The sequence below is a fragment of the Poritiphilus flavus genome (assembly GCF_009901585.1).
Lineage (GTDB): Bacteria > Bacteroidota > Bacteroidia > Flavobacteriales > Flavobacteriaceae > Poritiphilus > Poritiphilus flavus.
The window spans coordinates 1-22,770 of record NZ_WXYO01000002.1; the positions used below are offsets into that span (position 1 = coordinate 1).

The following is a 22,770-nucleotide window of genomic DNA, read 5'->3' on the forward strand; positions in this document are numbered from 1 at the left end:
TTGATTCTAAATATTTTCGGCAATTGATGTGGACTGCGTCCACCGAAGCCCGCTGTTGCTAACCCAAATGGGAATTATTGAGGAAGAATGAAAAGCCCACCTTCGCTCAGTTGGCACTGAGCTATGGTGGGCGAAGGTGGAGCCGGAGGGATTCGAACCCTCGTCCAAACAAGCAACAGCCATGCTTTCTACATGCTTAGTCTTTGTTCGATTTTCGATGTGTAACTGACCAAAAACCGCCCATTACACACTTAGCTTCTTAAGATTTACGCCCTTACCGAAGCCGTAAAAGCGCTATGTTGACATTTATGGTGCCCCTGAGTGGGTCGCCGTCAACAAGGGCTACCCAGGGACATTCAGCTTTCCCGCCTTGCGGGACTAGGCCAAGACTTACTGTAATTCAGTCTGTTAGGCAGCTAAAGCGTAGTTAGACTCGCCATTTAAAAGGTGTGAGTCATGAGATTAACGAGCTGTATCTCAGCGCTCGACATGCTTACATCGCCATTGGTCTCGCTGTCAAAACCAGTCGGCCCCAGTGAACCTGATACGCTGTGCATATCACAGGTGAACTGTCCGGAATCGATCTCGGCATGGAGTCTGACTTCGGGACTTCAATCCTGTTGTTCGTTATCAAAGATCGTATAAGACGAATCAACAAAGGTACGCAATTTCAACAGGATTCAGCCCCACCCGGAATCCGTGTATCAAATGTTTGCGTACCCTCGTGATTCCTTTTATTTTCGTCAAAAATAATACCAGAATGGTCGTATTGCCATTTTGACTCATATCTACAACAACGCATAACTTAATAAACCTATTCCAGCAGTATGAAATTCGGTATCATTCAGGAACGCAAAAATCCGCCGGACCGCCGCGTAGTCCTTTCTCCACAAGCTTGTCAGGCCGTATTACAAGCTTATCCTCAGGCAGAGATCAATGCCGAACCTTCGCCCATTCGCGTTTTTGCCGATGAAGAATACCTTGAAGCCGGGATACCCCTAAGCGATACTATGGAAAACTGCGATGTGCTGCTGGGTGTAAAAGAAGTGCCCATAGAAGCCCTGGTACCTGACAAAAAGTACTTCTTCTTTTCGCATACCATCAAAAAACAGCCCTATAACCGGGAACTACTGCGCGCCATCCTGGAAAAGAATATCGAATTGTACGACCATGAGGTGATCACCAATGCCAAAGGGATCCGTCTGGTGGCTTTTGGTCGCTACGCGGGTATTGTTGGAGCTTATAACGGCCTTAGGGCTTATGGCCTCAAAACCGGACGTTTTGATATGCCAATGGCCATAGACCTGAAGGACCGGCAAGCGCTGATCTCCGAGCTAAAAAAACTACAATTACCAAACATAAAAGTAGTGCTTACCGGAAAGGGTAGGGTAGGGAATGGCGCTAAAGAAATGCTGGATGGAATGGGTATGCGTGAAGTTGCCGTTGAAGATTACCTTCAAAAGGACTTTGACGAACCCGTATACTGCCAGATCGATGTTTTAGACTATAACCGCCGCAAAGACGGAACGGAATTGGGAATGCAGGATTTCTTTGACCATCCTGAGGCATACGAATCCACTTTTATGCGTTTTGCTGCAGTTTCAGAACTCTATATTGCCGGACATTTCTACGGAGACGGGGCCCCTTACCTTTATACCCGTGCAGATGTAAAACATCCGGATTTCAATATACAAGTCGTGGCCGACATCAGCTGCGATATTGACGGGCCTGTAGCCACCACGCTGAGAGCCTCAACCATTGCCGACCCGGTTTATGGATACCATCCCGCAGCAGAAATAGAAGTACCCTATACCAGCCCGCACGCTATAGCTGTGATGGCAGTAGATAACCTTCCCGCGGAGCTCCCAAGGGACGCCAGCGAAGGTTTTGGGGAAGCTTTTGTAAAACATGTTATTCCGGCCTTTTTCAACGGGGATGCTGAAGGCATCCTGGAACGTGCCAGGATGACACAGAACGGAAAGCTCACAGAGCGGTATGCTTATTTGCAGGATTACGTCGAAGGAAAGGAATGATCAGTAGGCAGTTGGCGGTTGACAGTTGGCACAAATCAGTAAACAGTAATCGGTAAACAGTGAACAGTCCTCCTTCGCTAAAGCCTCGTTTACGGTGGTTAGTTGGCAGTTTTCCACATTCGTAATTCAATACATAAAATTCAAAACCTACAACTTAACGCCCATCAACTTAATCTTGAATTTATACTTATGTTTAAACTTGAAAAAGTAAATAGTCCTTCTTCTCTTCGTTAAGCAGGATAAATGGGTAGTGAGCGGTAGCGATATGCTGTGAGCTTCACAATTCCTCAATTTAACAGTTTTACAAATACCCAATCCTTCTAATTTTCACATTGCCACATTTTCTAACTGAGAAATAGTCTTCCTGCTATAAAAATGCAGTACCAAGGATTAACTTGAGTTTGGGGTGGGGTTGAAAACCCCGTGAGAATTGGCGAGCCAATTTTCAGTATGCAGTTAGCAGTCCTCCTTCGCAAAGGCTATGGAGGATGAGATCGGTGAACAGTAAACAGTTGGCAGCAAGCGGTTTCACAGTTTTACGTTTTTACACTTGCTCATTTTCAAATCTTCAAATCTTCAGATTGACAAATCGTATTCCTGCTTTTCAATTGCAGTGCCAAATCTTAACTTGAGTATGGGGTGGGGCTTTGGGCCCCGGTTTCAGTAACCAGTGAACAGTAAATAGTGTTCTTATTAAAAAACATTTAACTGGCATGAACATCACAACGTACACGAACCTGATCCATCCAACCTTCCAACCGTCGAAAATTCCAGCAATCCAAAAATCTAACTGTCTAACAATCCAACCATCTAACCATCCAATCGTCTATCCGTCTAAACATCTAACCATCCACCTATCCAACCGTCCAAGAATCCAACTATCTAACCATCTAACCATCCAATCGTCTTACCGTCCAACAATTCAACCGTCTATCCGTCTAAACATCTAACCATCCACCTATCCAACCGTCCAAGAATCCAACTATCTAACCATCTAACCATCCAATCGTCTTACCGTCCAACAATTCAACCGTCTATCCGTCTAAACATCTAACCATCCACCCATCCAACCGTCCAAGAATCCAACTATCTAACCGTCTAACCACTCAGCCATCCACCAATCTAACTGTCTAACAATCCAACCATCTAACCATCCAATCGTCTATCCGTCCAACAATCCAACCATCTATCCGTCTAACCATCTAACCATCCAACAATCTATCCTCCATCTCACTTCCGCAATGCCAACGATCGGACCAGAACAAATAGCACCCATATAAATCCTCCGAAACCAAGAGTCATAAACCAGGCCTTAGGTTCCTGAATGCTGGCTGTTATCTCAGAGAAAAGTGTCAGAGGCTTGGAAAATACATCCCAGGAATTAAATCGTAAGAATCTACCCATATAGATCCCGAAACCACAGAGAAGACAAATAGGAAAAAGGGCAACTTCTGCCATTCTGCTGGAAAATCGCACTGCCAGAACTTTATAAATATCTAACATTGACAATAAGCCCAGAACCAGGCCGGTAAGTGCAAATACGAAAACCAGGAACAGATCGTACCACAACAAAACAGAACGCTCATTGTGTAAATGTACCAGATCGGTGATGATATAGGGACTATTTGGCAGAAAAAGCAGCCAGAGCCCAAAAACCAAAACTTTCCATCGCCCTCGCAACGCCCAGAGCAAGTTTTTAAATCCCTGGGTGATCAGATAGGGCACAGCTGCCAGAAATAAGTTCCAGACGAGAAAGGAATAGAAAAACGAATGCGTAACATAAATACGGAAAGCCAATAAACTAAGTGCAAAGCCAATGGCCAGGACGAGTTGGGAATGCAGTATGTTCCGTTTGTATAATCTATTGATCAAAACTTTCATAAATGTGGAATTAGTAAATTAAAATATAAGAGCGCTAAAGGCAGATTCAGAAGAAGTAATGCCATTGCGGATAAAAACTCTTGTAACCGCCTGAAATGAATCAGGGCAAATACAAAAAGCAGGAGTAACATCAGTGTACTGGAGAGTGAGGCCAGGAAAAGGAATACGAGCCCGAATCCTATTACTATCTCGTGGTCACTTACCAGGGCGACAAGGAACAGCAGGCTTCCCAATGTCGCGCAGAACAGGGATAGCCTACATGCCGCTCTGCAGCTTCTATGAGTAAAATACTTCGTGGTTTTCATGGTTGCTTATTGAGTTGATACCAGGTGTATTCCTGCCAGCTTCGGTCTGACTCTGATTTGAGGAATGCGACATAGCGGTTTTTCAAGGATTGCCTCCGCATGTCCGGGATTTTAGATTCAGGCTTCATGGAATACTCATACAACAGTCGGCTGTTGCTGGCTCGGAGACTGGTGAGGTAATGTATATCCGGATTTGAGATTGCGTGGAGGTTGTAGTAAGTAATAGCACGGTCCCAGGGCAAAGCGGAACAAAGCATAAGGCAGGCAAACACCAGATTAGTGTTGGTCCTAAGCAGGTACACAAAGCTCTTTTTCTTGACCACCTTGGCATAGGTGGTGGCCAGGCCCATCAGTACCAAAGTCAGGTAAACAAACACGCCAATTCGCTTGTATGTCAACCCAAGAGCGGTGACATAACTCAAATTCTTGATACCCGTAAAAACCACCAGAATGATGTTCAGGGCGATCCATAGAAAGGCCAGGTTTTTGAGTTGCCGGTTCCCTTCAAAAAAATTGAGATCACCTCGGAAAAAATACAGTATTATAGCTATTGCACAGACTATGGAAAACATCAGGGCATAAACTCCCTGGTGTACGGAATTGGAGTAATCCGAATTAGAAACAATGTCCGGACGAAGCAAATAGATAAGATCAGTGATCAGGAAAAAAACCAGTAGCAGATTCAGGGCCCCGAGGATCACAGTTCCTATGGAGTGTTCATTCCGTAATTTAGCTAACAGCTTTTCGGGAAATGCTTCGGAAGGTCTGGGTAGTTCGTTGCTCTGGGCAGCATCCTGTTCAAACAAAACAGTAGGCTGGTAGGGTCTGAGCAGGTGAAGGAACAATGCATAACCCACAAAAGTGCAAAAAACCCAGGGAATGCTTATAAAGCTTAGGTCGATGTCATTTACAAGCTTCTCAAAAACCGGATTGGCCTGCCGGTATAGCATACCAAAAAATAGGAATAGTATAGCTGCTAAACCACCTGCTTTGAGATATATAGCGGTCTTTGGTAAAACTCCTTTGACTTTGTTCTTTTCGGATTTTTGCCGCTCTGCCCTGTTGATTAAGGATGCCCCGGAAAGGTTGAGCAGTCCGACAAAAGCTGAAAGATATGAAGAACTCTCTGGCCCTATATATTTCCCAATGAACATAAACAAGGCGGCAAGACAAGCAAAGATCTGAAAGCCGGATGGCTCCATAAAGACCATCAGAGCGCTGAAAAGATACACCAGGGCATAAGGCCAGGGAAAAGTTTTCTTTCGCCCGAGGGTCCATAATAAGACAACTGCCATTATGGAGATAAGTAAGAAATTAAGACCGATACTTTTGTTATAAAACAGCAGACTGAATATAAGACCGGATAATAAGGAGCTGATATGAATTCTCATAAGAATGGTTTTAAAGAATTGAAAATGCTTTTTGAATTCGTTTTATAGGTTGTTCCAATAGTTTGGAGAAGTCTAACTGGTGGAAAGGCATAGCCGCCCTTCCTCGTCTGAAGGCCTGGAAAAAACGTGAGAGTTCGTCCGGGTAGAGTAGGGTACCTATGCCAATCACCGTAAACAGATATAAACTGCGTTTTCCGTTCCCAAACAGGTAATATTGCATACTGATCTCTTCCGGCACCGAGATACCGGTTCCTGTCAGTACGTGGAACACATCGTGATTTTCCAATTTGGGCTGTATGTCAAAGCTGTGTTGCATCAGAAAACAGGCAAGGTGAAATCCCAGGCTGCTTTCCGGATAGCGGAGCAGTTCCCGGACGGTTACCGGCCAGGGAGCATTTTGTTTTAAAAACCTTTGATAGGGTTTCTTGCTCCACTCGTAAAGACTCTCCAGAATAATTGCTCTCATAAAATGTATAAAGTACTTTGAAAAACAAAGTAAATAGATAAAATTTTTTATTTTCCTATCAGTCTTTCAAGGGCGTCAATGTGTTTTTTGAACGCCTCTTTGCCTGATTTTGTGGCCGTATAGCGGGTGTTCGGTTTCCGGCCAATGAATTGTTTTTCAACTTTGATGTAGGCTGCCTTTTCCAGGGCTTTCGTATGACTCGCAAGGTTTCCATCTGTAGCCCCAAGTAGTTCCTTCAGCATATTGAAATCGGCATAGTCGTTCACCATCAGCACGGACATGATCCCTAACCTGATCCGGTGGTCAAACGCTTTGTTTATGTTGTCTATGATACTCATAACAGTTCCCTGCGGATATCGACCTTAATCCTGCTTTGCCCTGTCGTACCTATAATACATCAGGGTTCCGTATAGTATATGCAGTACACCAAAGCCCATCGCCCAGAAAAACAATCCATAACCCACAAACTGGGTAGCGATAAGACCTAAGACAATATTGGCAATACCCAGGTAACGCACGTCGCCATAGGTATACTTGCTGGCGTTTACACAGGCCAGTCCGTAAAAAACCAAAGTGGCCGGTGCAACAAGGCTGAGATAGCCGTACTGCAACATGGCTATCGAAAAAAGTCCTCCGGCAAGTAACGGAATAAAAAAGTTTATCACAAGCCGCTTGCTGGAATGGTTCCATATCTTTTCCCCCTCCCGCTTTGCCTTACGGATGGAAAGTAGTATACCCGTTCCAAGTGCTAAAACCAAAACACCTCCAGCGATCATCAGTAACTCAATGGTCAGCTCACGTTCCTGTAAGATGGTCTCCATTTCCGAAAGGTCGCTATAGGCACTCATACGGTCTGCACTGATCTTGGAATGCGCCAACCATGCGCCTCCCAATGCATATATTCCGGCCATTACTCCGGAAAGCCCACTGAGGCTTATAAACCGGGACGACTTATTCATCATATTCTTGATCTCGGAAATGTCGTCTAAATACTTTTTTGATTCCATTATATATCAGATTTTAAAGTACTTTGAAAAACAAAGTAAATAAAAGTTTTCGGATATACCAAACCTAGATCGCATAATACGGTGTTTCTTGTTATTCAACCGGGATTGTCCATCGGATAACCGGTTGTACCTTAGGGGCTGTGTAGGCTTTCAGGGCTTTTAAGGCCAGGGTGATCTCTTCTTTTTGTTCTAAAGTCTTGATCTGAAGTGTATAGTTGCCTCCGGCGGGAATGCTAAAGACGGGAGAACTACTGTAGAAGGTGTAGGGCATTTGGTTTTCGAACAAAAGATCGCTGCTGGAAACATTTTCCAGGACCACTTTCAGTATCTGGGTGTTCTCAATATAACTGGCCTCCGTCACATTCAAACACTTTTGAAGCAAAGGTTCCAGGTATTCCGGTTTCCCGATCATTAATGAGTTGTAGACGGCCACGGTTCTACCGGCAAAAAGGGCTTTTTGTATGGACTCCAGGCTTTTTTCCTCGGCAAAAACCAGGGTAATCGGGCGATGGTGTCCTTTTTCTATGTAATCCCATTCAATGAGCCCATGGATGTCGCTGGTCCCCAAAATAGTCAGGTTCTGTTCCAGGGCAATGGAGAGGGATTCCTCAGCATAGTCAAAAGAATTGATGACCTCGATACCGTGCAACTCACCTTTCTTAATGCGTTCTTTCTGAAAATCACTCAAAATAGGCGTTCCTTTAGGACTTTGAGCGTACCAGGCCGGATGATTCCAAAAAATAAAGGCATTCTGTTTTTTAGCTTCCGAAAAGGAAGCAGCCGCCTCTTCCTGCATGAGCGCATTGGCATCTGAAATGAAAACCGCATTGCTATGCCCGATAGGGGCGGAACGGGTGATCTCGGAGCCGTGGATGATCAACAGGCCTTTATCCTTGGCTTCCTTAACTGCGAGCAAATAGGCACGATTGCGGTCCGGGTGGGGTATGTCGTCCTTATGCGGCTGATACTCCAGGTGTTCCGTAAGTGATATGGCATCCAGGCCTTCACGAATAGCCTCTTGTACCCTAATAGTTGGCCAGACATTGCCATCCGAAAATACCGTATGTTGGTGCAAGTCGGTGCTTAGTGTCTTATAACCTTCTATATCCGGATATTTTAGTGGATCCAGTCTTCCATGTCGGTGCTGTCCGGTTAAGAAATTGAGCATCAAAACTGTAGTGAGGAATGTAAAAACGGCTTTCATTTTTTTGGTGGTTTAGGCTAAAGTTAATTAACGGCTTCTTAAAGTCCCAATCCGCAATAGATTGTAAGGTGATTAAATTGTTATTTTTCTAAAGCAGAAAGGAACAAAATCGCAAAAAGTCAAGCGTATATCGAAAGATAACGTTGATTTAGCATTACATAAAGATTAAAATAGTATATTCCGTAGCTTTTTAAGCTTGCGCATGAAGTTTAACTGGATATCAACCGCAGAGGCAGACGATACATTGAAAAAGAGATGTATCGAGCTGGAATACCAACTAAGACCAAAGATTACGCGTTTCCTGATGGCGAGACTGGAGCAGGAGTGTTGTGGTGATTTTTCCTGTTTCTATTTTGATGTAAACCTGGAAACCCGACAGATCAGCATCGCCAATAAAACCCCGGTAAGATATACGCGCCGAATCGCATTTGATTTTGACAGAGAGATCAATCAGCAATCTCTCGTACATTCAGATAAATAGTCAGGGTTCTATCTTGAAATTCAGTATGGGCTTATTATCCATATAAACCGTCAGGAAATCATAACTTCTTTTCAATCTTCGCTTTAAATGGATCTTAGAGATGTAGGCTTTTTCATTTTTCTTTTTGAGTCCCAGTCTTTTGAATTCATCCCGACCATTTATTGTATAGGTCATACCGTGAAGCCTCGGAAGTTCATCAAAGTGGATGTAGTTTTCATCTGGGTTGGATAGACTTAGAATCCCATCTGTTTCGGTGGAGAGCCGAATACCTTTCCTAAAGAACTCCGGATAAAAAATGGGTCCACTGAAAAAGGTACTTGCATTTACCGGGTTTTTGAGCAACTGCCATTCCGGATGAATAGGGAAGTGGGTCTTGACGAATTCTTCGGGTTCGGTAAAAAAATAATGATCTTCATACAGTCGATAGAACCGCTTGCTTTTACGATCCACCAGCCCTGAAGCCCAGGTAGGGTCCATAAGACGCCATTGACCATCCACTTTCACCGCATTCCAGGAGTGATCTTTGAAAATGCTCTGGGGGTTGGTTTTGGTGATCTCCGATTTAGATACCCCGGTTATGATCCTTGATTTGAGTCCGAATTGTTCAAACAACGCATTCAAAACTAAGGAATAATCAATGCAGACTCCTCTTTTAGCATTGAAAGCCCTGTTTATCTTGGATTGTACAAGGTTATCAATATGTGTCTGTGTACTGGTGGGGAAGGCGTATGATCCAAAGGCTTCTCCTCTAAAATCGTCTTCCAAATGCTTGCCATAGGTAAGATTCTGGGTAACCCAGAAAAAAGCCGCCCGGACCCTCTGGACGTCCTCATTAAAGTCATTCTGAATGCGATAGCTCAGGTCTGTAACCGACTCGAAGTCCGGATATCGCATCACTTTGTTGTCTACATCGGAAAAATCCTGGCAAAATACGGCAGCAGGAAAGAAAAGAAAAAATAATATCTTGAACCCCATCTTTTTCATGCACTTAAATATATGAAACCTTCGGAAGAATATATCTTAAAACAATGTGAACCTTTTAGAAGTATAATGCTTCATCTTCAGTCGGTTATAGAACACACCCTACCTGGTGCAGAGCTAAAGTACAAATACCGGATCCCCTTTTATTACATCGATGGAAAGCCATTTTGCTACATGAACCAGACCAAGGATTATGTGGATCTGGGATTCTGGAATTCCGCGCACCTCACCGTATATCCGGAACATATGACCACGGCAGGCCGAAAGGTCATGAAAACGCTGCGTTATCACACTCTGGAGGCTGTAAATAACGAAATTCTGGTCGCCATTCTGGAAGATGCTTATTCGGTTAGGGAGAAAGGGTTTTTTAAGTAGTTGGCAGTGAGCAGTAATCAGTAATCAGTGAACAGTAATCAGTGAACAGTAATCAGTGAACAGTTCACTATCCAATAATCCAACCGTCCATCGATCCAACAACCCAACACCCCAAAACTTAACACTTCCAACTTAAAACCTTGACTTTGTACTTGAGCTTGAACTTAAACTTAGGCTTATACTTTTCCTTGATCACGGTTTCCAAATGAAAGCATTGCAGCAATTCACCCGCCTGCTTTCAAATTGCAGTGCAAAACATTAACTTAAGAATGGGGAGGGGTTTAGAACCCTGGTTTCAGTAGGCAGTGAGCAGTTAGCAGTAATCAGCGAGCAGTAATCAGTGAACAGTAATCAGTTCACCATCCAATTATTTATCTGTCTAACGCTCTATCAATCCAACGGTCCAACCGTCTAACAGTCTAACCATCCAACCGTCTAACGATCCAAACATTCAATCTTCAAATCCTCAAATTGACAAATCGTATTCCTGCTTTTGAATTGCAGTGCCAAACATTAACTTGAGAATGGGGTGGGACTTAGAGTCCCCTTACCAGTAAAACCCCTAAATTTTCAACCCAATAAATAGGCTATTCAACAAAAAGTAGCCTTCCAACTTAAAATCTAACACTTAAAACTAATTACCATCTGCAATTAGCCTTCCTACTATCTTCAAGAATTTTTCTTCAAAACAATGAGGCTGTTATTCTGAATATCCAGGGCGTAGCTAAAGATTTCCTTCAAGGCCTGATAATAGTCCGAAGTGAAGTGAGGCGATTTGATAACCAGATTGTAATATATGTTAAGATTGTTGCCCTTTACCCCGGTATCGAACTTAAGTAAGCCTAGGTTATTAGGTAGTTTTACAACCTTGGGTTCAGGGAGTTCCGCAGCTTCGTATCCATCGGGCAGGATGATGTTCAAGGAATAATTGTAATTCCTGGCATAGCCGAAGTCTATCGGAAAATGACGCTCTTCAGTTATGAACGGATCGCTGTCAAAGAACTTGATCAAAAACGGATCAAGGTATATCTTTTCTTCGCCTGCCAGGCCGGTTATTTCATACTCAAAGCGCTCGGATACCATCTTTTCATCGGTGCGCTCAGGTATAAGTTTGTAAGAGGTGATCTCAAAGCCGTTTCCTACTTCATCCTCCATCTCTCCCAAAAACGCATCTTCATCCTGCTCCGAAATGTTTTTTCTCCGATTGATAGCGTCATACCCGAAAGTTACCACATCAAATATTCCTGAAACCTTGTCGTCTGCAGGGTCCAGCTTTACCTGTGCCCGTACTATATACCGGCTTTTTTCTGCAACAGGTATGTCCGCCCAGTAACTGTCGTTCTTAAAGTCCATCACACGCCCGTAATAGTTCAGGCAGCGGTACGGAAGCATGCCAAAGGGGTTGAACTTGTCCGTCGCATCTAAAAAATAATCCTTGCCATCAATTACGGTCTTGGCCAGCACATAGTTAAAGTCGGACATGACCGGATGTATCTTTTTGGGCATCCCGTGTTTGCGAGTTGATGTCAGCATCAGATTGGTAGGGATACCCGCGGAATTGAGAAGGTTTATCAGCGTAATGTTGATTTCGCCCACATTGCCCTTGCGGTCCTCAAAAGCTTCCTTTACCCTTATATCCCGATAGATCCCGTATTTACCGTTCCAGGTGTAATGGTCCCTCACGAATTTATAGATGTTCTGGGCTCTGCTCAACTCATCCCCCTCCGTTAGCAGGCTTTCCGGTACCTGCTTTTCAAAAAATCCTTTCTTGGTCAGTTGTCTGCCGATATTTTTATCCAGACGGAATTCCTTATCCACATCCTTCCAGCTTTTGGTATAACGATCAGTAACCCCGTCAAAACGGTGGTGTACAGAAAGCTCAAAATCCAATCTGGATTTGTAGTTAGAAGCTGCCAACATAAACTCTTCTTCCTTAAAGGCTGGAATATCTTCCATGGCGTATTGCAAGACCTCGCAATCTGCTGCATTAGGATAACCTTCTACCTGGAAACAGTCTTTTTTTAAGCTGGCGTCATCTTTACTCAACTTAAGTGTACCCACCAGAGTTCTATTGTAGATATAATTGCCGGGAATCCTGGCGTTAAACTCGCTGTACAGCTTTGGAATATGAGATTGAAAATCCCAGCCGTTAAAATGATAAATGAAAGGAGAGATAATTTTGTATTGATATTCTAAAACCGAACCTTTTTTGATGTTGGGGAAGGAAAAGGTCTTTTCCATCCAATATTGATTCACGTCTTTGTGAAATACCTGGTTCTGCATCACGCTGGTCTTTACCGTACCGTTATGCGTGACAGCCCTTAGATTTTTCAATTTTTCCTTGCTGTTTTCTCCTTTGCGCAACCAAATGGAGACAGTACCTTCATCAAAACCCTTTTCGTCCAGTATTTTAATTTTTACGTGGTAGTCCTTAACCACCCGTACCCATCTGTCAATGACTTCGAAGTAATTATCTCCTTTTTCGTAAAGCACCACGGCACTTGCGGATGGATCTTTTTCATAAGAGGTAAAGTTCCTTTCCTCAATATTAAGGGTTCCGAAATTGTCTTTCTTTTTCTGGCCTATGGCGCTCTGGGCACATAGGAACAAGCACAGAAGGGGGAAATAAAGAATTTTCATACAGAATTGGTTTGGTTGTTTTGCAATAACAGTAAAAAGAGGAAAATATTATAAGGAGTTGATAGTAGTCCTCAAAGCGGTCAGTTGTGTTAGTAGTTTTTCCAGCAAGTCCAGATGAAGCATATTGGCACCATCGCTTTTGGCATTTGCCGGATCAAAATGCGTTTCCATAAAAAGGCCGTCCACTCCTGCCGCGATTCCGGCACGGGCCATGGTACTTATGAGTTCCGGTCTTCCGCCGGTAACCCCTGAAGCCTGGTTGGGCTGTTGCAAGGAGTGTGTTACGTCCAGTACCACCGGGGCGTATTGTTTCATTGTCGGTATGCCTCGGAAGTCTACTACCATGTCCTGGTACCCGAACATGGTCCCGCGGTCTGTGATGATGGCTTGCTCATTGCCTGAATCTGTAACCTTACGAACCGCGTGTTTCATGCTTTCCGGGCTCATAAATTGTCCCTTTTTGAGGTTTACTACCCGCCCGGTCTTTGCTGCCGCCACCACCAGGTCTGTCTGCCGGACCAGGAACGCCGGAATCTGAAGCACCTCTACATACTCTGCTGCTTTTTCGGCATCGCTCACTTCGTGAATATCGGTTACCGTAGGTACATCAAAAGTCTCTGAGACTTTCCTGAGGATCTTCAGAGCCTTTTCATCTCCGATCCCGGTAAAGGAATCTACCCTGCTGCGATTGGCTTTTTTAAAACTTCCCTTGAATATATAGGGGATTTTTAGATCCTCTGTGATTTTTACGATGCGCTCCGCGATTTGTAAAGCCATAGTCTCACCTTCAATGGCACATGGCCCGGAGAGTAAAAAAAAGTTGCTACTAATGCTGTGCTTCAGCTTGGGTATTTTGGTAAGATCCATTCGGTAGAATTTTCGGCAAAGTTACAGAATAGAAGTAAAAAGCCCGACCTGTTCCTACAGTATCAATTTCTTGATCTTATCCAAATAACCCCGGCTCACCCTAACCACATCACCGTTAAGCATGGTAACATCATAACTTTTGCCGTATTTGTCCAGTTCCTTGACACCGTTGAGGTTTATTAGTGAGGACCTGTGGACCCTGACGAAATGATTCGGATCCAATTTTTCCTCCAGGGTAGAAATTCCGTAGTTACTGAGATAAACTTCCTTTCCTACGTGCAATTTGGAATAATCACCATATGCTTCAACCCAGAGTATATCCTCCACCGCTATGGTTATCAGTTTCTTGTTGTACTGTACCAGCACCCTTTCCGGATAGGACGGTCTTTCCATGATCAGGCTGTTGGTCAGGGAGGCAACTTGCTCGTTCCCGGATTCCAGCCGTTGCACGGCTACCGCGAAGCGCTCCTTGGTATAAGGCTTTAAAAGATAATCTACGGCATGTACTTCAAAAGCCTGTAAAGCGTATTTATCGTAAGCGGTTGAAAATATGATTCTTGGGATCTCCTCCAGGTGGGTAAGCACTTCAAAACCTGTAAGCCCGGGCATTTGAATGTCCAGAAAAACAATATCAGGTTTGAATTTATTGATCTCCTTAACCGCATCAACACCGTTGTTGGCTTCCCCCAGTAAGACCATATCGGGATAGTCATGAAGGTATTCTTTAATCAGCTGCCTGCCGGCTTTCTCATCATCTACGATAATCACTTTTTTCATATCGCAAATTGGATTTTAAGGCCGTTCGGAATGTTATCCGAAAGCTCAAGCTGGCTCTGATACATTTTCTGAAGCCTGGCCCTGGTATTGGTCAGTCCGATTCCTTTTTCAAAAGCGCTCTTTTTATCTTTTATACCCACTCCGGTATCTGAGATTTCAAATTTAAGACGTTCTCCCTCCTTAAAAACCCTGATACTAATGGATCCTCCCTCTATCAGACTGGAAAGCCCGTGTTTCACAGAATTTTCCACAAGTGGTTGTAACAGCATAGGGGGGATCTTTTCGTCTAGCAATTCCTTTTCCACATCGATACTGATCTTAAGCCGGTCTTCAAAACGTTCTTTTTCAAGATCCAGGTACTTTTTAACAAAATTCAGTTCTTCTCTCAGACTGACCAATTCCTGACCGGATGCCTGGAGCTGATATCGGAACAGGTCTGAAAGCTTTGCGATCATCTGCCGGGTTTTTTCATTTTGAGCTGGAACAGAGGCATTTATGGTGTTAAAGACGTTGTATAGGAAATGTGGATTGAGCTGTGCTTTAAGGGCGGCTAATTCACTCTTTAAAGCAGCCTGACGCAGTTCCCCCTCAATCCTCAATTTGCGTTGGTTCTCGCGGAAATACTCATAAGCGTGAAAAAAACCGAACTGAATAAAGTAAAGCAGAGCAGGAATGTATACATCCCATATTTTTCCACTTCCGCCTAAATGGCCATGACCGAAAAGATCCGCCAGGTAGTAATACAACTGTTGGTTTATGTAAACGAACAGCGGAAGGGTAATGATGTGGGTAAGTAAACGCCATTGTATAGGCTTTTTTTTGATCTTGACAAAGATAAACCACCATATGGGGATTGTGGAAAGTAAGAACAATAGATATTGCAGCCCCCCGTCATCAAAGAATTCAGACAGATCGAAGAAATTTTCACCTGGCCTGATGAAATCCGCCTGGCTCAACCTTAAGGTTAAATAGTACGACAGGGCAAAAAAGAAATAAAAGAGCAATAACACAATGATTTCCTTTACTCTGATACCCCAAAACAACTTTCGATCCATCATAAACTCCGGAATTATGATTATAACGCAAAAGTTAGCCAGAATCCGCTTATCCTGGAAATGATAAATGATAAGTTGACCTATTTGTCGACGAATTGCCCCGGTCATTTTAACGCCCTATAGGCCAGTTGGTCTGGTTTCACTTTCCGAGACTCATCCAAAGGCCAATATTTGTGTATCTATAAAAAAGACGAACATGAGACAGATAAATTTACTGCTGCTTAGCCTTATTTTAATCGGTTTAACCTCAAACGCACAAGACATCACAGGGAGTGTCATCTCCGATCTGAAACAACCTATTCCTTATGCCACGGTATTGCTCAACGCATTTCAGGACAGTAGCTTGGTAAAAGCAACCACTACTGGAGAGGATGGTTTCTTCGCCTTGAAAAACATCAAAACAGGAAGCTACCGCCTTCAGATCAGCAGCGTGGGTTTCGCGACATTCCAACAAAATATCAATCTGGACAATTCAGACGTAAACCTCGGTTTCCTTATCCTGGACACTGCCACAGAGCAATTGTCCGAAGTGACGGTCACCGCGGAGAAACCCATGGTTGAGGTATTAGCGGATAGAACCGTTTTCAATGTACAAAATACGATCAACGCTACCGGGACAAGTGCCCTGGAACTGCTGAGAAAAGCTCCGGGGGTCATTATGGATAATAATGGAGGAATTATTGTCGAAGGAAAAACAGGTGTACAGATATTTATTGATGGAAAATTATCTGTACTTCAGGGGGAAGATCTCACGAATTACCTGGAAAGCCTGCAGGCCACAGATATTGAAGCTGTTGAGATCATTACTCAACCTTCGTCAAAATACGACGCTGCCGGAAATGCCGGCATAATCAATATCAAACTAAAAAAAGACAAAAGCCTTGGCACTAATGGCACCTTTACAAACGGGGCTACTACCGGGGATTTTGTACGCTATAATTCAAGCCTGAATTTCAATACCAGGGGTAAAAAAGGAAATCTTTACGGTACCTACAGCAACCGTTTCGGGAAGACCAGCGGATTTATTAACCTATTAAGAACACAGTCCAATACGCAGTTTGATGCCAGGACAACCAGCATTTACGACAGAAACAGCAACAACCTCAAACTGGGATACGACTACTATCTGAGTTCCAAACACACTCTGGGGGCAATCTTTAATGGCAATTTCAACAACAGCTTCAATACCAACAATACCACTACTCCCATCCGTGAGGCCAGTACGGTGGAAAATGACAGTATACTGGTTGCTCTGAACCAGACAGACAATACCTCCTACAACATCAATGCTAATCTGAATTACCGATATGCCGATTCGCTGGGATACAGCGTAAATATCGATCTGGACTATGGCAGATACAACAGTGACCGGAATGCTTTTCTGCCGAATACTTATTTTGACGGGATGGGTTCTATTGTGATTAGTGAGCGAATTACTTTCCAGGAGACCCCCATAGATATCGACATTGCCACAATAAAGGCAGATTACGAGCAAAAATTCCTCAAGGGCGTACTGGGACTCGGGTTTAAGCTTTCATTTATAACCACCAACAATACTTTTGATGTCTTCAATGAACTTAATGGCCAGCCTATTCTGGATCCGGGCCGTAGTAACCAGTTCCAATACGATGAAAACATTAATGCGGGCTACTTCAATTTCAATCGTAAATGGGGAAAGTGGAACCTGCAATTCGGATTGCGAATTGAGAATACCATTTCAGATGGTAATCTTGAGAGCGCACAGCAGAATGAAGATGACAGGGTTAAACGAAATTATACCGATCTTTTCCCCTCAGGCGGGCTTACTTACCAGTTGAACCAAAAGAATCAGTTTGCGCTGACCTATAGCCGAAGGATCCAACGTCCGAACTATCAATCCTTGAATCCTTTTGAGTATCAGTTAGACGAACTTTCATTTAGCAAGGGAAATCCATTTTTGCAACCTCAGTATACGAACAATATCAAACTTTCACATACCTACAACTACAGGTTAACCACATCCTTGAGTTATACTTACATTTCGGATTTCTTTGCCAGAGTAACTGTGGCCGAGGGGGAAAGCACTAATTTTTTAACTACTCTTAATGTAGCGGATCAGGAGGTATTGAATCTAGGGATATCTTACCCCAAGAAACTGCTGAACTGGTGGGATCTCTATTTCAGCCTGAATGCCTATATCAGTAATTATAAGGCCACCAGTCCGGAATTCCTGCCGGTACGCCAGGAGTCTTTGGGTCTCTATGCGCAAAATACGTTTTCACTACCCAAAAAGTGGCGTATGGAAGTCTCAGGCTGGTACAGTTCTCCATCCATTTGGGGAGGGACTTATCAAACACGTTCTCAGGGTTCACTTAACGTGGCGGTTCAGAAAAGGTTCTACAATGATCGCTTTACAGCCAGACTCGCGGTTAACGACCTCTTGTTTACCGTACCCTGGAGGGGAGTTACCCAATTTGGCGATCTGTTTATTGATGGTAGTGGAGGAAGTGATTCCCGAAGAGTTGCCTTCAGTCTCACTTATGATTTTGGCCGTAGCGAGATCAAAAAAGCGCGTAATCGAAAAACCGGCCTGGAAGATGAACGGGATAGAATATAAGGGTAGCTACAAAAACCCCTCATAATCAATAAGATAAAAATAACATCACTTTGGCTTTTGCTGTAAAAAATAGGCGTATCTTTGCAGGCTGAAAAACGCAGCTATGTCCGATACAAAGAATATTGCCATAATCGCCCACGTAGACCACGGGAAAACTACCCTGGTGGATAAGATCCTCCATTTTTGCCAGCTATTTCGTGAAAATGAAAAGACCGGAGAACTCATCCTGGACAACAATGACCTTGAACGGGAACGTGGCATAACCATTGTTTCAAAAAACGTATCGGTTCAATATAAAAACACTAAGATCAACATCATTGATACCCCTGGCCACGCGGATTTCGGAGGAGAGGTAGAACGTGTCCTGAACATGGCAGACGGAGTGCTGCTATTGGTAGATGCCTTTGAGGGTCCAATGCCGCAAACCCGTTTTGTGCTTCAGAAAGCCATCGGAATGGGATTAAAGCCCTGTGTGGTGATCAATAAGGTAGACAAGGAAAACTGTACGCCGGATGAGGTGCATGAAAAGGTTTTCGACCTGATGTTTGAACTGGACGCTGAGGAATGGCAGCTTGATTTCCCTGTGGTCTATGGCTCAGCCAAGAATAACTGGATGAGTACTGATTGGAAGGAAGAGACAGATTCCATAGAGCCTCTGTTGGAAATGGTCGTGAAACACATCCCGAGCTTTAAGCCGGAAGTCGGAAACACCCAAATGCTAATTACCTCCCTGGATTACTCCTCCTTTACCGGAAGGATCGCCATAGGCAGGTTACAGAGAGGCACGCTTAAGGATGGACAAGCAGTTTCCCTGGTAAAAAGGGACGGCAGTATTGTAAAATCCAGAGTAAAGGAGCTATTTACTTTTGAGGGACTGGGACGAAAGAAGGTAGCAGAAGTGGCCACAGGAGATATATGCGCTATAGTGGGGCTTGACGGTTTTGACATTGGGGATACCATTGCGGATATTGAACAACCGGAAGGCCTTAAGACCATTGCCATAGATGAGCCTACAATGAGTATGCTCTTCACCATTAACGATAGCCCATTCTTTGGGAAAGAAGGCAAATACGTGACTTCCAGGCATATCAAGGAAAGACTGGATCGGGAATTGGAGAAAAACCTGGCGCTTAGGGTAGAGGAAACTGATAGCGCGGAAAAATTTATGGTTTTTGGCCGTGGTGTTTTGCACCTTTCGGTCCTGATCGAGACCATGAGGCGCGAAGGTTATGAATTGCAGATCGGACAGCCGCAGGTAATTATCAAGGAGATAGATGGGGTTAAATGCGAGCCGGTAGAGTCACTTACTATTGATCTTCCGGAGACGGTTTCAGGCAAGGCTGTAGAGATGGTTTCTGTCCGAAAGGGAGAGATGAACAGTATGGAGGCCAAGGGAGAAAGAATGGTTTGCGAGTTTACCATCCCTTCCCGTGGGATCATTGGCCTGCGAAATCAGTTGTTAACCGCTACGGCCGGAGAGGCTATTATGTCGCACCGTTTTTTGGAATATCAGCCGATGAAAGGAGATATCCCGCAACGCCAGAACGGCTCGCTGGTTTCTATGGAAAACGGCAAGGCCATACCTTATTCCATTGATAAACTTCAGGAACGCGGATGCTTTTTTATCGATCCGGGGGAAGATATTTACGAAGGACAAGTGATCGGGGAGAATTCCAGAGGTGACGATATGACGGTGAATGTCACCAAGACCAAGAAGCTTTCCAACGTACGCTCTGCAGGGGCTGATGAAAAAGCAAAGATCGTCCCGGCTATCAAGTTTTCTTTGGAAGAGGCCCTGGAATATATTCAGAAGGACGAATATGTTGAGGTTACTCCGGAACACATCCGCCTGAGAAAAATTTTCCTGAAAGAAGTAGACCGGAAGAGGAATAAGCCGGACTAACTGCCAGTGGTCAGTTCCGGATGACAGATCAGGCAGGCTGTTGCCGCACCCACAATACCAGCGTAATTTTTTAGCTCAGCAGGGATCACTTCGGTCTCTATGGTAATCTGGTCCCGGTATTCTTCAAAGTGTTTGGATGCCCCTCCGCCCAGGATGATCAGGTCCGGTGAGACGATCAACTCCACAATTTCAAGGAATTTGTTGAATCGCTTACCCCATTTTCTATAGGAAAGACCTTCCCTGTCCATAGCGGAACCCGCTGCCCAGGTTTCTATCTTTTCGTATTTTTTGTAGGGGATTTGACCCAATTCAAAATTTGGGATCAGTCTTCCGTCCAGGAAGGCGCCACTGCCTAAGCCGGTTCCAATGGTGATCATGACCACAAAGCCATTCCGCCCTTTGCCAATACCGTAGTTCATAACCGCGTATCCCGCCGCATCCGCGTCGTTGATAACGGTAAAGTCCAGTCCCGTGGCCTTTTCAAACAGCGCCTCAGCGTTAACCCCTTCCCAGGAAGGATGAAGGTTGCCAGGCGTTTTACAGACCCCTTTTTTAATTACTGTAGGAAAGCCACACCCTACCGGGCCCTTATAATCAAAATGTTTAACGATTTGTGCGACCACTTCGGCCATTTCTTCCGGTTTGCGGGATGGAGGGGTGGGAATTCGGAACCTTTCGGTCAGTTTTTTACCTGTTTCCATATGGACCAGGGCTCCTTTGATCCCGGATCCTCCTATATCAATACCAAGAACTTCCATGAAGATTGCTGCTAATTTTGGTTGGTTTTGCCTTTTGGGCTTCAGGGCAAAAATAACAAAAAGATGAGACGAACATAATTTTAACAGCCCAGCTTTCGTTGACCGTACCTTTATCCTGGGTGATTATAGTCCCTCTTTGATCAAATGCACCATCTTAACAACCAAAAATGCAGGCATGTTGACTCGTAATTCAGACTGATTGATCACTGTGACTACCGTTAGTCCGGGTTTTTCCACATAAGCCAGGTAACAGGTATATCCCGGATCGAAGCCACTATGCCCGACGACCCTGCCCGTTTTCCTGTTTTTCTCAAACTGCATCACGCCCAGGCCATAGCCTTTGTGAAAGTTCAACATTTTTTCTAGTGTTAAGGGTGATCGGAAAAGCCTCCCACTGAACACCGCGTTTCCAAATATTAAAAGGTCGTCCACAGTAGTCAGTATCCCGCCGGCCGGATTCTGACGATTGAAGTAATAGGTGAAGGAGGTGAGGTCCCAATCGGTATAGTAACCCTTAAGCATTTTGGACATCATTTTTTCCTCCGGGTTCAGGCTGGTGTTATTAAGACCTAAAGGCACAATAATCCTTTGGTTGATAATGCTACCGATATCTTTGCTCTCCAGTTTCTCAAGGATCATTCCGAGCAGGATATAGTTGGTGTTAGAGTAATGGTATTCTCCGGGGCGACTTGTGGCAGACCCTACGTCCAAGGCAATAGCCACTCTGTCTTCCAGGGTATAGGTGCGTTGTGGATGATTTTTATAGGCCTCCAAATGTGTCTGGGTTTCGTTTAGATAATCGAAGATCCCACTGGTATGCCTGAGGAGTTGCGCTATAGTGATCTTGTTTTCATAAGAAGAACCTTTGTAAAGACTTAGGCGCCTGATCAACTCCTCGTCCAGGTACCGAGTTACCTTATCGGAAATAGCCAGTTTTCCCTCTTCCTCCAATTGTAAAATACATACTGCAACAAAGGTTTTGGTAATACTGGCGGCGATAAAAGCTTCCTTACCGGTCAGAAAGGAATCCCTGCCAAGCCCTTTGTAACCTTTGCTGTATTTCCAGGCTTTTGAGCCAGAGTTTCCAATGGCCGCGATTACTCCGCTTGCCTCCGGGTTGACCTCTAAATACTCGTCTGCAATCGCCTTGAGACTTTCACTATCTGGAAGTTCCTGGCTATATCCAAAGTTCAGCAGCAATAAGGTGCAGGCTGCTAAAAGGGAGTAGATTTTGTTCTTCATCTTATGCGCATGGAGGCTAGAGGTGGAAAACCACATAGCAAAGACAAAGAATTTTACCAGCTGTTACAGCTTAAATTGGGTGGGTGACAGTGTTCTGTGATCAGACAGCCTTCTGGATCACCTCGAAGACCTTCTGGCCATCACATTTCAGGGTTTTGGAGGGATATTTCAGGATCAGGGCGTAGTCATGGGTGGCCATCAGTATGGTACGGCCTGCCTTGTTGATCTCCTGTAATACTTTCATGACCTCAACACTGGTTTGAGGATCCAGATTCCCTGTAGGTTCATCAGCCAGGATGAGTTCAGGGTCATTCAGAAGCGCCCTTGCAATGGCTATACGCTGCTGTTCCCCTCCTGAAAGCTCATGCGGAAACTTAAAGCCCTTGGTTTTCATCCCAACTTTCTCCAGTACCTCCTCTATCTGGGTTTGCATTTTTCCCGGATCCTTCCATCCCGTGGCTTTGAGTACGAATTCCAGGTTTTTATTGATATTTCTATCCGGAAGCAGTTTAAAATCCTGGAATACTATACCCAGCTTTCTCCTGAGAAAAGGAATGTCTTTTTCTTCAAGGGTCTTGAGGTTGAAGCCTACGATCCGGCCGTTGCCTTCCTTCATTGGCAGGTCTGCGTAGAGCGTCTTCATAAAACTGCTTTTCCCACTTCCCGTTTTCCCGATCAGGTAAACAAATTCCCCCTTTTTTACCTCCAGGCTGATGTTGTTCAACACCATATTTTCCTTTTGGTAAACAGCGACGTCCTTTAATGTTAAGATGCTTTCAGCCATGAGGCCAAAGATAATCAATGATTA

General features: G+C 44.3%; 20 protein-coding genes and 1 other RNA gene. 5 read left to right on the plus strand and 16 right to left on the minus strand.

What is annotated here, in order from left to right:
* Positions 1-134: 134 nt before the first annotated feature.
* Positions 135-534, minus strand: a transfer-messenger RNA (tmRNA) gene (ssrA, locus tag GTQ38_RS03480).
* Between the two features lie 293 nt (positions 535-827).
* Between ssrA and GTQ38_RS03485 the strand changes: the two genes are divergently transcribed.
* Positions 828-2,033: an NAD(P)-dependent oxidoreductase gene (locus GTQ38_RS03485; protein WP_161434097.1), complete on the plus strand. Its 1,206-nt coding sequence runs from the start codon at positions 828-830 to the stop codon at positions 2,031-2,033.
* A 1,230-nt stretch (positions 2,034-3,263) separates the two neighbouring features.
* Here the strand turns inward: GTQ38_RS03485 and GTQ38_RS03490 are convergent.
* From GTQ38_RS03490 to GTQ38_RS03520, 7 genes are all read right to left on the minus strand, one after another.
* Positions 3,264-3,914, minus strand: coding sequence for a DUF1361 domain-containing protein (locus GTQ38_RS03490; RefSeq protein WP_161434099.1), 651 nt, complete (start codon positions 3,912-3,914; stop codon positions 3,264-3,266).
* Complete coding sequence (locus tag GTQ38_RS03495) at positions 3,911-4,219, minus strand: hypothetical protein (RefSeq protein ID WP_161434101.1); 309 nt, start codon at positions 4,217-4,219, stop codon at positions 3,911-3,913. Before GTQ38_RS03495 ends, GTQ38_RS03490 begins: the two co-directional genes overlap by 4 nt.
* On the minus strand, positions 4,216-5,610 hold the full coding sequence (locus GTQ38_RS03500) for a DUF4153 domain-containing protein (protein WP_161434103.1): 1,395 nt from the start codon (positions 5,608-5,610) through the stop codon (positions 4,216-4,218). The genes GTQ38_RS03495 and GTQ38_RS03500 overlap by 4 nt, the downstream gene beginning before the upstream one ends.
* Positions 5,611-5,620: 10 nt before the next feature.
* Positions 5,621-6,076: a Coq4 family protein gene (locus GTQ38_RS03505; protein ID WP_161434105.1), complete on the minus strand. Its 456-nt coding sequence runs from the start codon at positions 6,074-6,076 to the stop codon at positions 5,621-5,623.
* A 47-nt stretch (positions 6,077-6,123) separates the two neighbouring features.
* Positions 6,124-6,414, minus strand: coding sequence for a winged helix-turn-helix domain-containing protein (locus GTQ38_RS03510; RefSeq protein ID WP_161434106.1), 291 nt, complete (start codon positions 6,412-6,414; stop codon positions 6,124-6,126).
* Between the two features lie 24 nt (positions 6,415-6,438).
* Positions 6,439-7,083, minus strand: coding sequence for a hypothetical protein (locus GTQ38_RS03515; protein WP_161434107.1), 645 nt, complete (start codon positions 7,081-7,083; stop codon positions 6,439-6,441).
* A 91-nt stretch (positions 7,084-7,174) separates the two neighbouring features.
* Positions 7,175-8,287: an Sb-PDE family phosphodiesterase gene (locus tag GTQ38_RS03520; protein ID WP_161434108.1), complete on the minus strand. Its 1,113-nt coding sequence runs from the start codon at positions 8,285-8,287 to the stop codon at positions 7,175-7,177.
* Positions 8,288-8,489: 202 nt separating this feature from the next.
* On the opposite strand from GTQ38_RS03520, the gene GTQ38_RS03525 reads away from it, so the two are divergent.
* Positions 8,490-8,768, plus strand: a complete 279-nt coding sequence (locus GTQ38_RS03525) for a hypothetical protein (RefSeq protein WP_161434109.1) — start codon at positions 8,490-8,492, stop codon at positions 8,766-8,768.
* On the opposite strand, the gene GTQ38_RS03530 is transcribed toward GTQ38_RS03525, so the two are convergent.
* Entirely contained in the window at positions 8,769-9,743 is a 975-nt protein-coding gene (locus tag GTQ38_RS03530; protein WP_161434110.1) for a transglutaminase domain-containing protein, read from the minus strand.
* A 21-nt stretch (positions 9,744-9,764) separates the two neighbouring features.
* On the opposite strand from GTQ38_RS03530, the gene GTQ38_RS03535 reads away from it, so the two are divergent.
* Positions 9,765-10,124, plus strand: coding sequence for a DUF1801 domain-containing protein (locus GTQ38_RS03535; protein ID WP_161434111.1), 360 nt, complete (start codon positions 9,765-9,767; stop codon positions 10,122-10,124).
* A gap of 669 nt (positions 10,125-10,793) precedes the next feature.
* Here the strand turns inward: GTQ38_RS03535 and GTQ38_RS03540 are convergent.
* The 4 genes from GTQ38_RS03540 to GTQ38_RS03555 are packed head-to-tail and all read right to left on the minus strand — an operon-like array spanning position 10,794 to position 15,466.
* Positions 10,794-12,764, minus strand: a complete 1,971-nt coding sequence (locus tag GTQ38_RS03540) for a DUF3857 domain-containing protein (protein ID WP_161434112.1) — start codon at positions 12,762-12,764, stop codon at positions 10,794-10,796.
* A gap of 48 nt (positions 12,765-12,812) precedes the next feature.
* The gene (gene kdsA, locus GTQ38_RS03545; RefSeq protein WP_161434113.1) at positions 12,813-13,631 is read right to left on the minus strand and encodes a 3-deoxy-8-phosphooctulonate synthase; all 819 of its coding nucleotides are present in this window, start codon (positions 13,629-13,631) and stop codon (positions 12,813-12,815) included.
* Positions 13,632-13,685: 54 nt separating this feature from the next.
* Positions 13,686-14,408, minus strand: a complete 723-nt coding sequence (locus GTQ38_RS03550) for a LytR/AlgR family response regulator transcription factor (protein ID WP_161434114.1) — start codon at positions 14,406-14,408, stop codon at positions 13,686-13,688.
* A complete protein-coding gene (locus GTQ38_RS03555; protein ID WP_238857785.1) occupies positions 14,405-15,466 on the minus strand; it encodes a sensor histidine kinase in 1,062 nt (353 codons plus the stop codon). The genes GTQ38_RS03550 and GTQ38_RS03555 overlap by 4 nt, the downstream gene beginning before the upstream one ends.
* 193 nt (positions 15,467-15,659) lie before the next feature.
* Here GTQ38_RS03555 and GTQ38_RS03560 point away from each other — a divergent pair, with 193 nt between their 5' ends.
* Positions 15,660-18,059, plus strand: coding sequence for a TonB-dependent receptor domain-containing protein (locus GTQ38_RS03560; protein ID WP_161434115.1), 2,400 nt, complete (start codon positions 15,660-15,662; stop codon positions 18,057-18,059).
* 103 nt (positions 18,060-18,162) lie between these two features.
* A complete protein-coding gene (gene typA / locus GTQ38_RS03565) occupies positions 18,163-19,962 on the plus strand; it encodes a translational GTPase TypA (RefSeq protein ID WP_161434116.1) in 1,800 nt (599 codons plus the stop codon).
* Here the strand turns inward: typA and ppgK are convergent.
* From ppgK to GTQ38_RS03580, 3 genes are all read right to left on the minus strand, one after another.
* Positions 19,959-20,720 carry a polyphosphate--glucose phosphotransferase gene (gene ppgK, locus GTQ38_RS03570; RefSeq protein WP_161434117.1) on the minus strand — a complete coding sequence of 254 codons (762 nt, stop codon included), beginning with the start codon at positions 20,718-20,720 and terminating at the stop codon, positions 19,959-19,961. The two genes, typA and ppgK, sit on opposite strands and share 4 nt — an antisense overlap.
* A 123-nt stretch (positions 20,721-20,843) precedes the next feature.
* Positions 20,844-21,962, minus strand: coding sequence for a serine hydrolase domain-containing protein (locus tag GTQ38_RS03575; protein ID WP_161434118.1), 1,119 nt, complete (start codon positions 21,960-21,962; stop codon positions 20,844-20,846).
* A gap of 100 nt (positions 21,963-22,062) precedes the next feature.
* Positions 22,063-22,746 carry a cell division ATP-binding protein FtsE gene (locus GTQ38_RS03580; RefSeq protein ID WP_161434119.1) on the minus strand — a complete coding sequence of 228 codons (684 nt, stop codon included), beginning with the start codon at positions 22,744-22,746 and terminating at the stop codon, positions 22,063-22,065.
* Positions 22,747-22,770 lie beyond the last annotated feature (24 nt).

Excerpts from the sequence above, each read along its gene's own strand:
- GTQ38_RS03550 (WP_161434114.1), bottom strand. The coding sequence starts at position 14,408 with ATGAAAAAAGTGATTATCGTAGATGATGAGAAAGCCGGCAGGCAGCTG.
- GTQ38_RS03530 (WP_161434110.1), bottom strand. The coding sequence starts at position 9,743 with ATGGGGTTCAAGATATTATTTTTTCTTTTCTTTCCTGCTGCCGTATTT.
- GTQ38_RS03520 (WP_161434108.1), bottom strand. The coding sequence starts at position 8,287 with ATGAAAGCCGTTTTTACATTCCTCACTACAGTTTTGATGCTCAATTTC.
- GTQ38_RS03490 (WP_161434099.1), bottom strand. The coding sequence starts at position 3,914 with ATGAAAGTTTTGATCAATAGATTATACAAACGGAACATACTGCATTCC.
- GTQ38_RS03580 (WP_161434119.1), bottom strand. The coding sequence starts at position 22,746 with ATGGCTGAAAGCATCTTAACATTAAAGGACGTCGCTGTTTACCAAAAG.
- typA (WP_161434116.1), top strand. The coding sequence starts at position 18,163 with ATGTCCGATACAAAGAATATTGCCATAATCGCCCACGTAGACCACGGG.
- GTQ38_RS03540 (WP_161434112.1), bottom strand. The coding sequence starts at position 12,764 with ATGAAAATTCTTTATTTCCCCCTTCTGTGCTTGTTCCTATGTGCCCAG.
- GTQ38_RS03525 (WP_161434109.1), top strand. The coding sequence starts at position 8,490 with ATGAAGTTTAACTGGATATCAACCGCAGAGGCAGACGATACATTGAAA.
- GTQ38_RS03495 (WP_161434101.1), bottom strand. The coding sequence starts at position 4,219 with ATGAAAACCACGAAGTATTTTACTCATAGAAGCTGCAGAGCGGCATGT.
- GTQ38_RS03555 (WP_238857785.1), bottom strand. The coding sequence starts at position 15,466 with ATGATGGATCGAAAGTTGTTTTGGGGTATCAGAGTAAAGGAAATCATT.
- GTQ38_RS03505 (WP_161434105.1), bottom strand. The coding sequence starts at position 6,076 with ATGAGAGCAATTATTCTGGAGAGTCTTTACGAGTGGAGCAAGAAACCC.
- GTQ38_RS03485 (WP_161434097.1), top strand. The coding sequence starts at position 828 with ATGAAATTCGGTATCATTCAGGAACGCAAAAATCCGCCGGACCGCCGC.
- ppgK (WP_161434117.1), bottom strand. The coding sequence starts at position 20,720 with ATGGAAGTTCTTGGTATTGATATAGGAGGATCCGGGATCAAAGGAGCC.
- GTQ38_RS03575 (WP_161434118.1), bottom strand. The coding sequence starts at position 21,962 with ATGAAGAACAAAATCTACTCCCTTTTAGCAGCCTGCACCTTATTGCTG.
- GTQ38_RS03515 (WP_161434107.1), bottom strand. The coding sequence starts at position 7,083 with ATGGAATCAAAAAAGTATTTAGACGACATTTCCGAGATCAAGAATATG.
- kdsA (WP_161434113.1), bottom strand. The coding sequence starts at position 13,631 with ATGGATCTTACCAAAATACCCAAGCTGAAGCACAGCATTAGTAGCAAC.
- GTQ38_RS03500 (WP_161434103.1), bottom strand. The coding sequence starts at position 5,610 with ATGAGAATTCATATCAGCTCCTTATTATCCGGTCTTATATTCAGTCTG.
- GTQ38_RS03560 (WP_161434115.1), top strand. The coding sequence starts at position 15,660 with ATGAGACAGATAAATTTACTGCTGCTTAGCCTTATTTTAATCGGTTTA.
- GTQ38_RS03535 (WP_161434111.1), top strand. The coding sequence starts at position 9,765 with ATGAAACCTTCGGAAGAATATATCTTAAAACAATGTGAACCTTTTAGA.
- GTQ38_RS03510 (WP_161434106.1), bottom strand. The coding sequence starts at position 6,414 with ATGAGTATCATAGACAACATAAACAAAGCGTTTGACCACCGGATCAGG.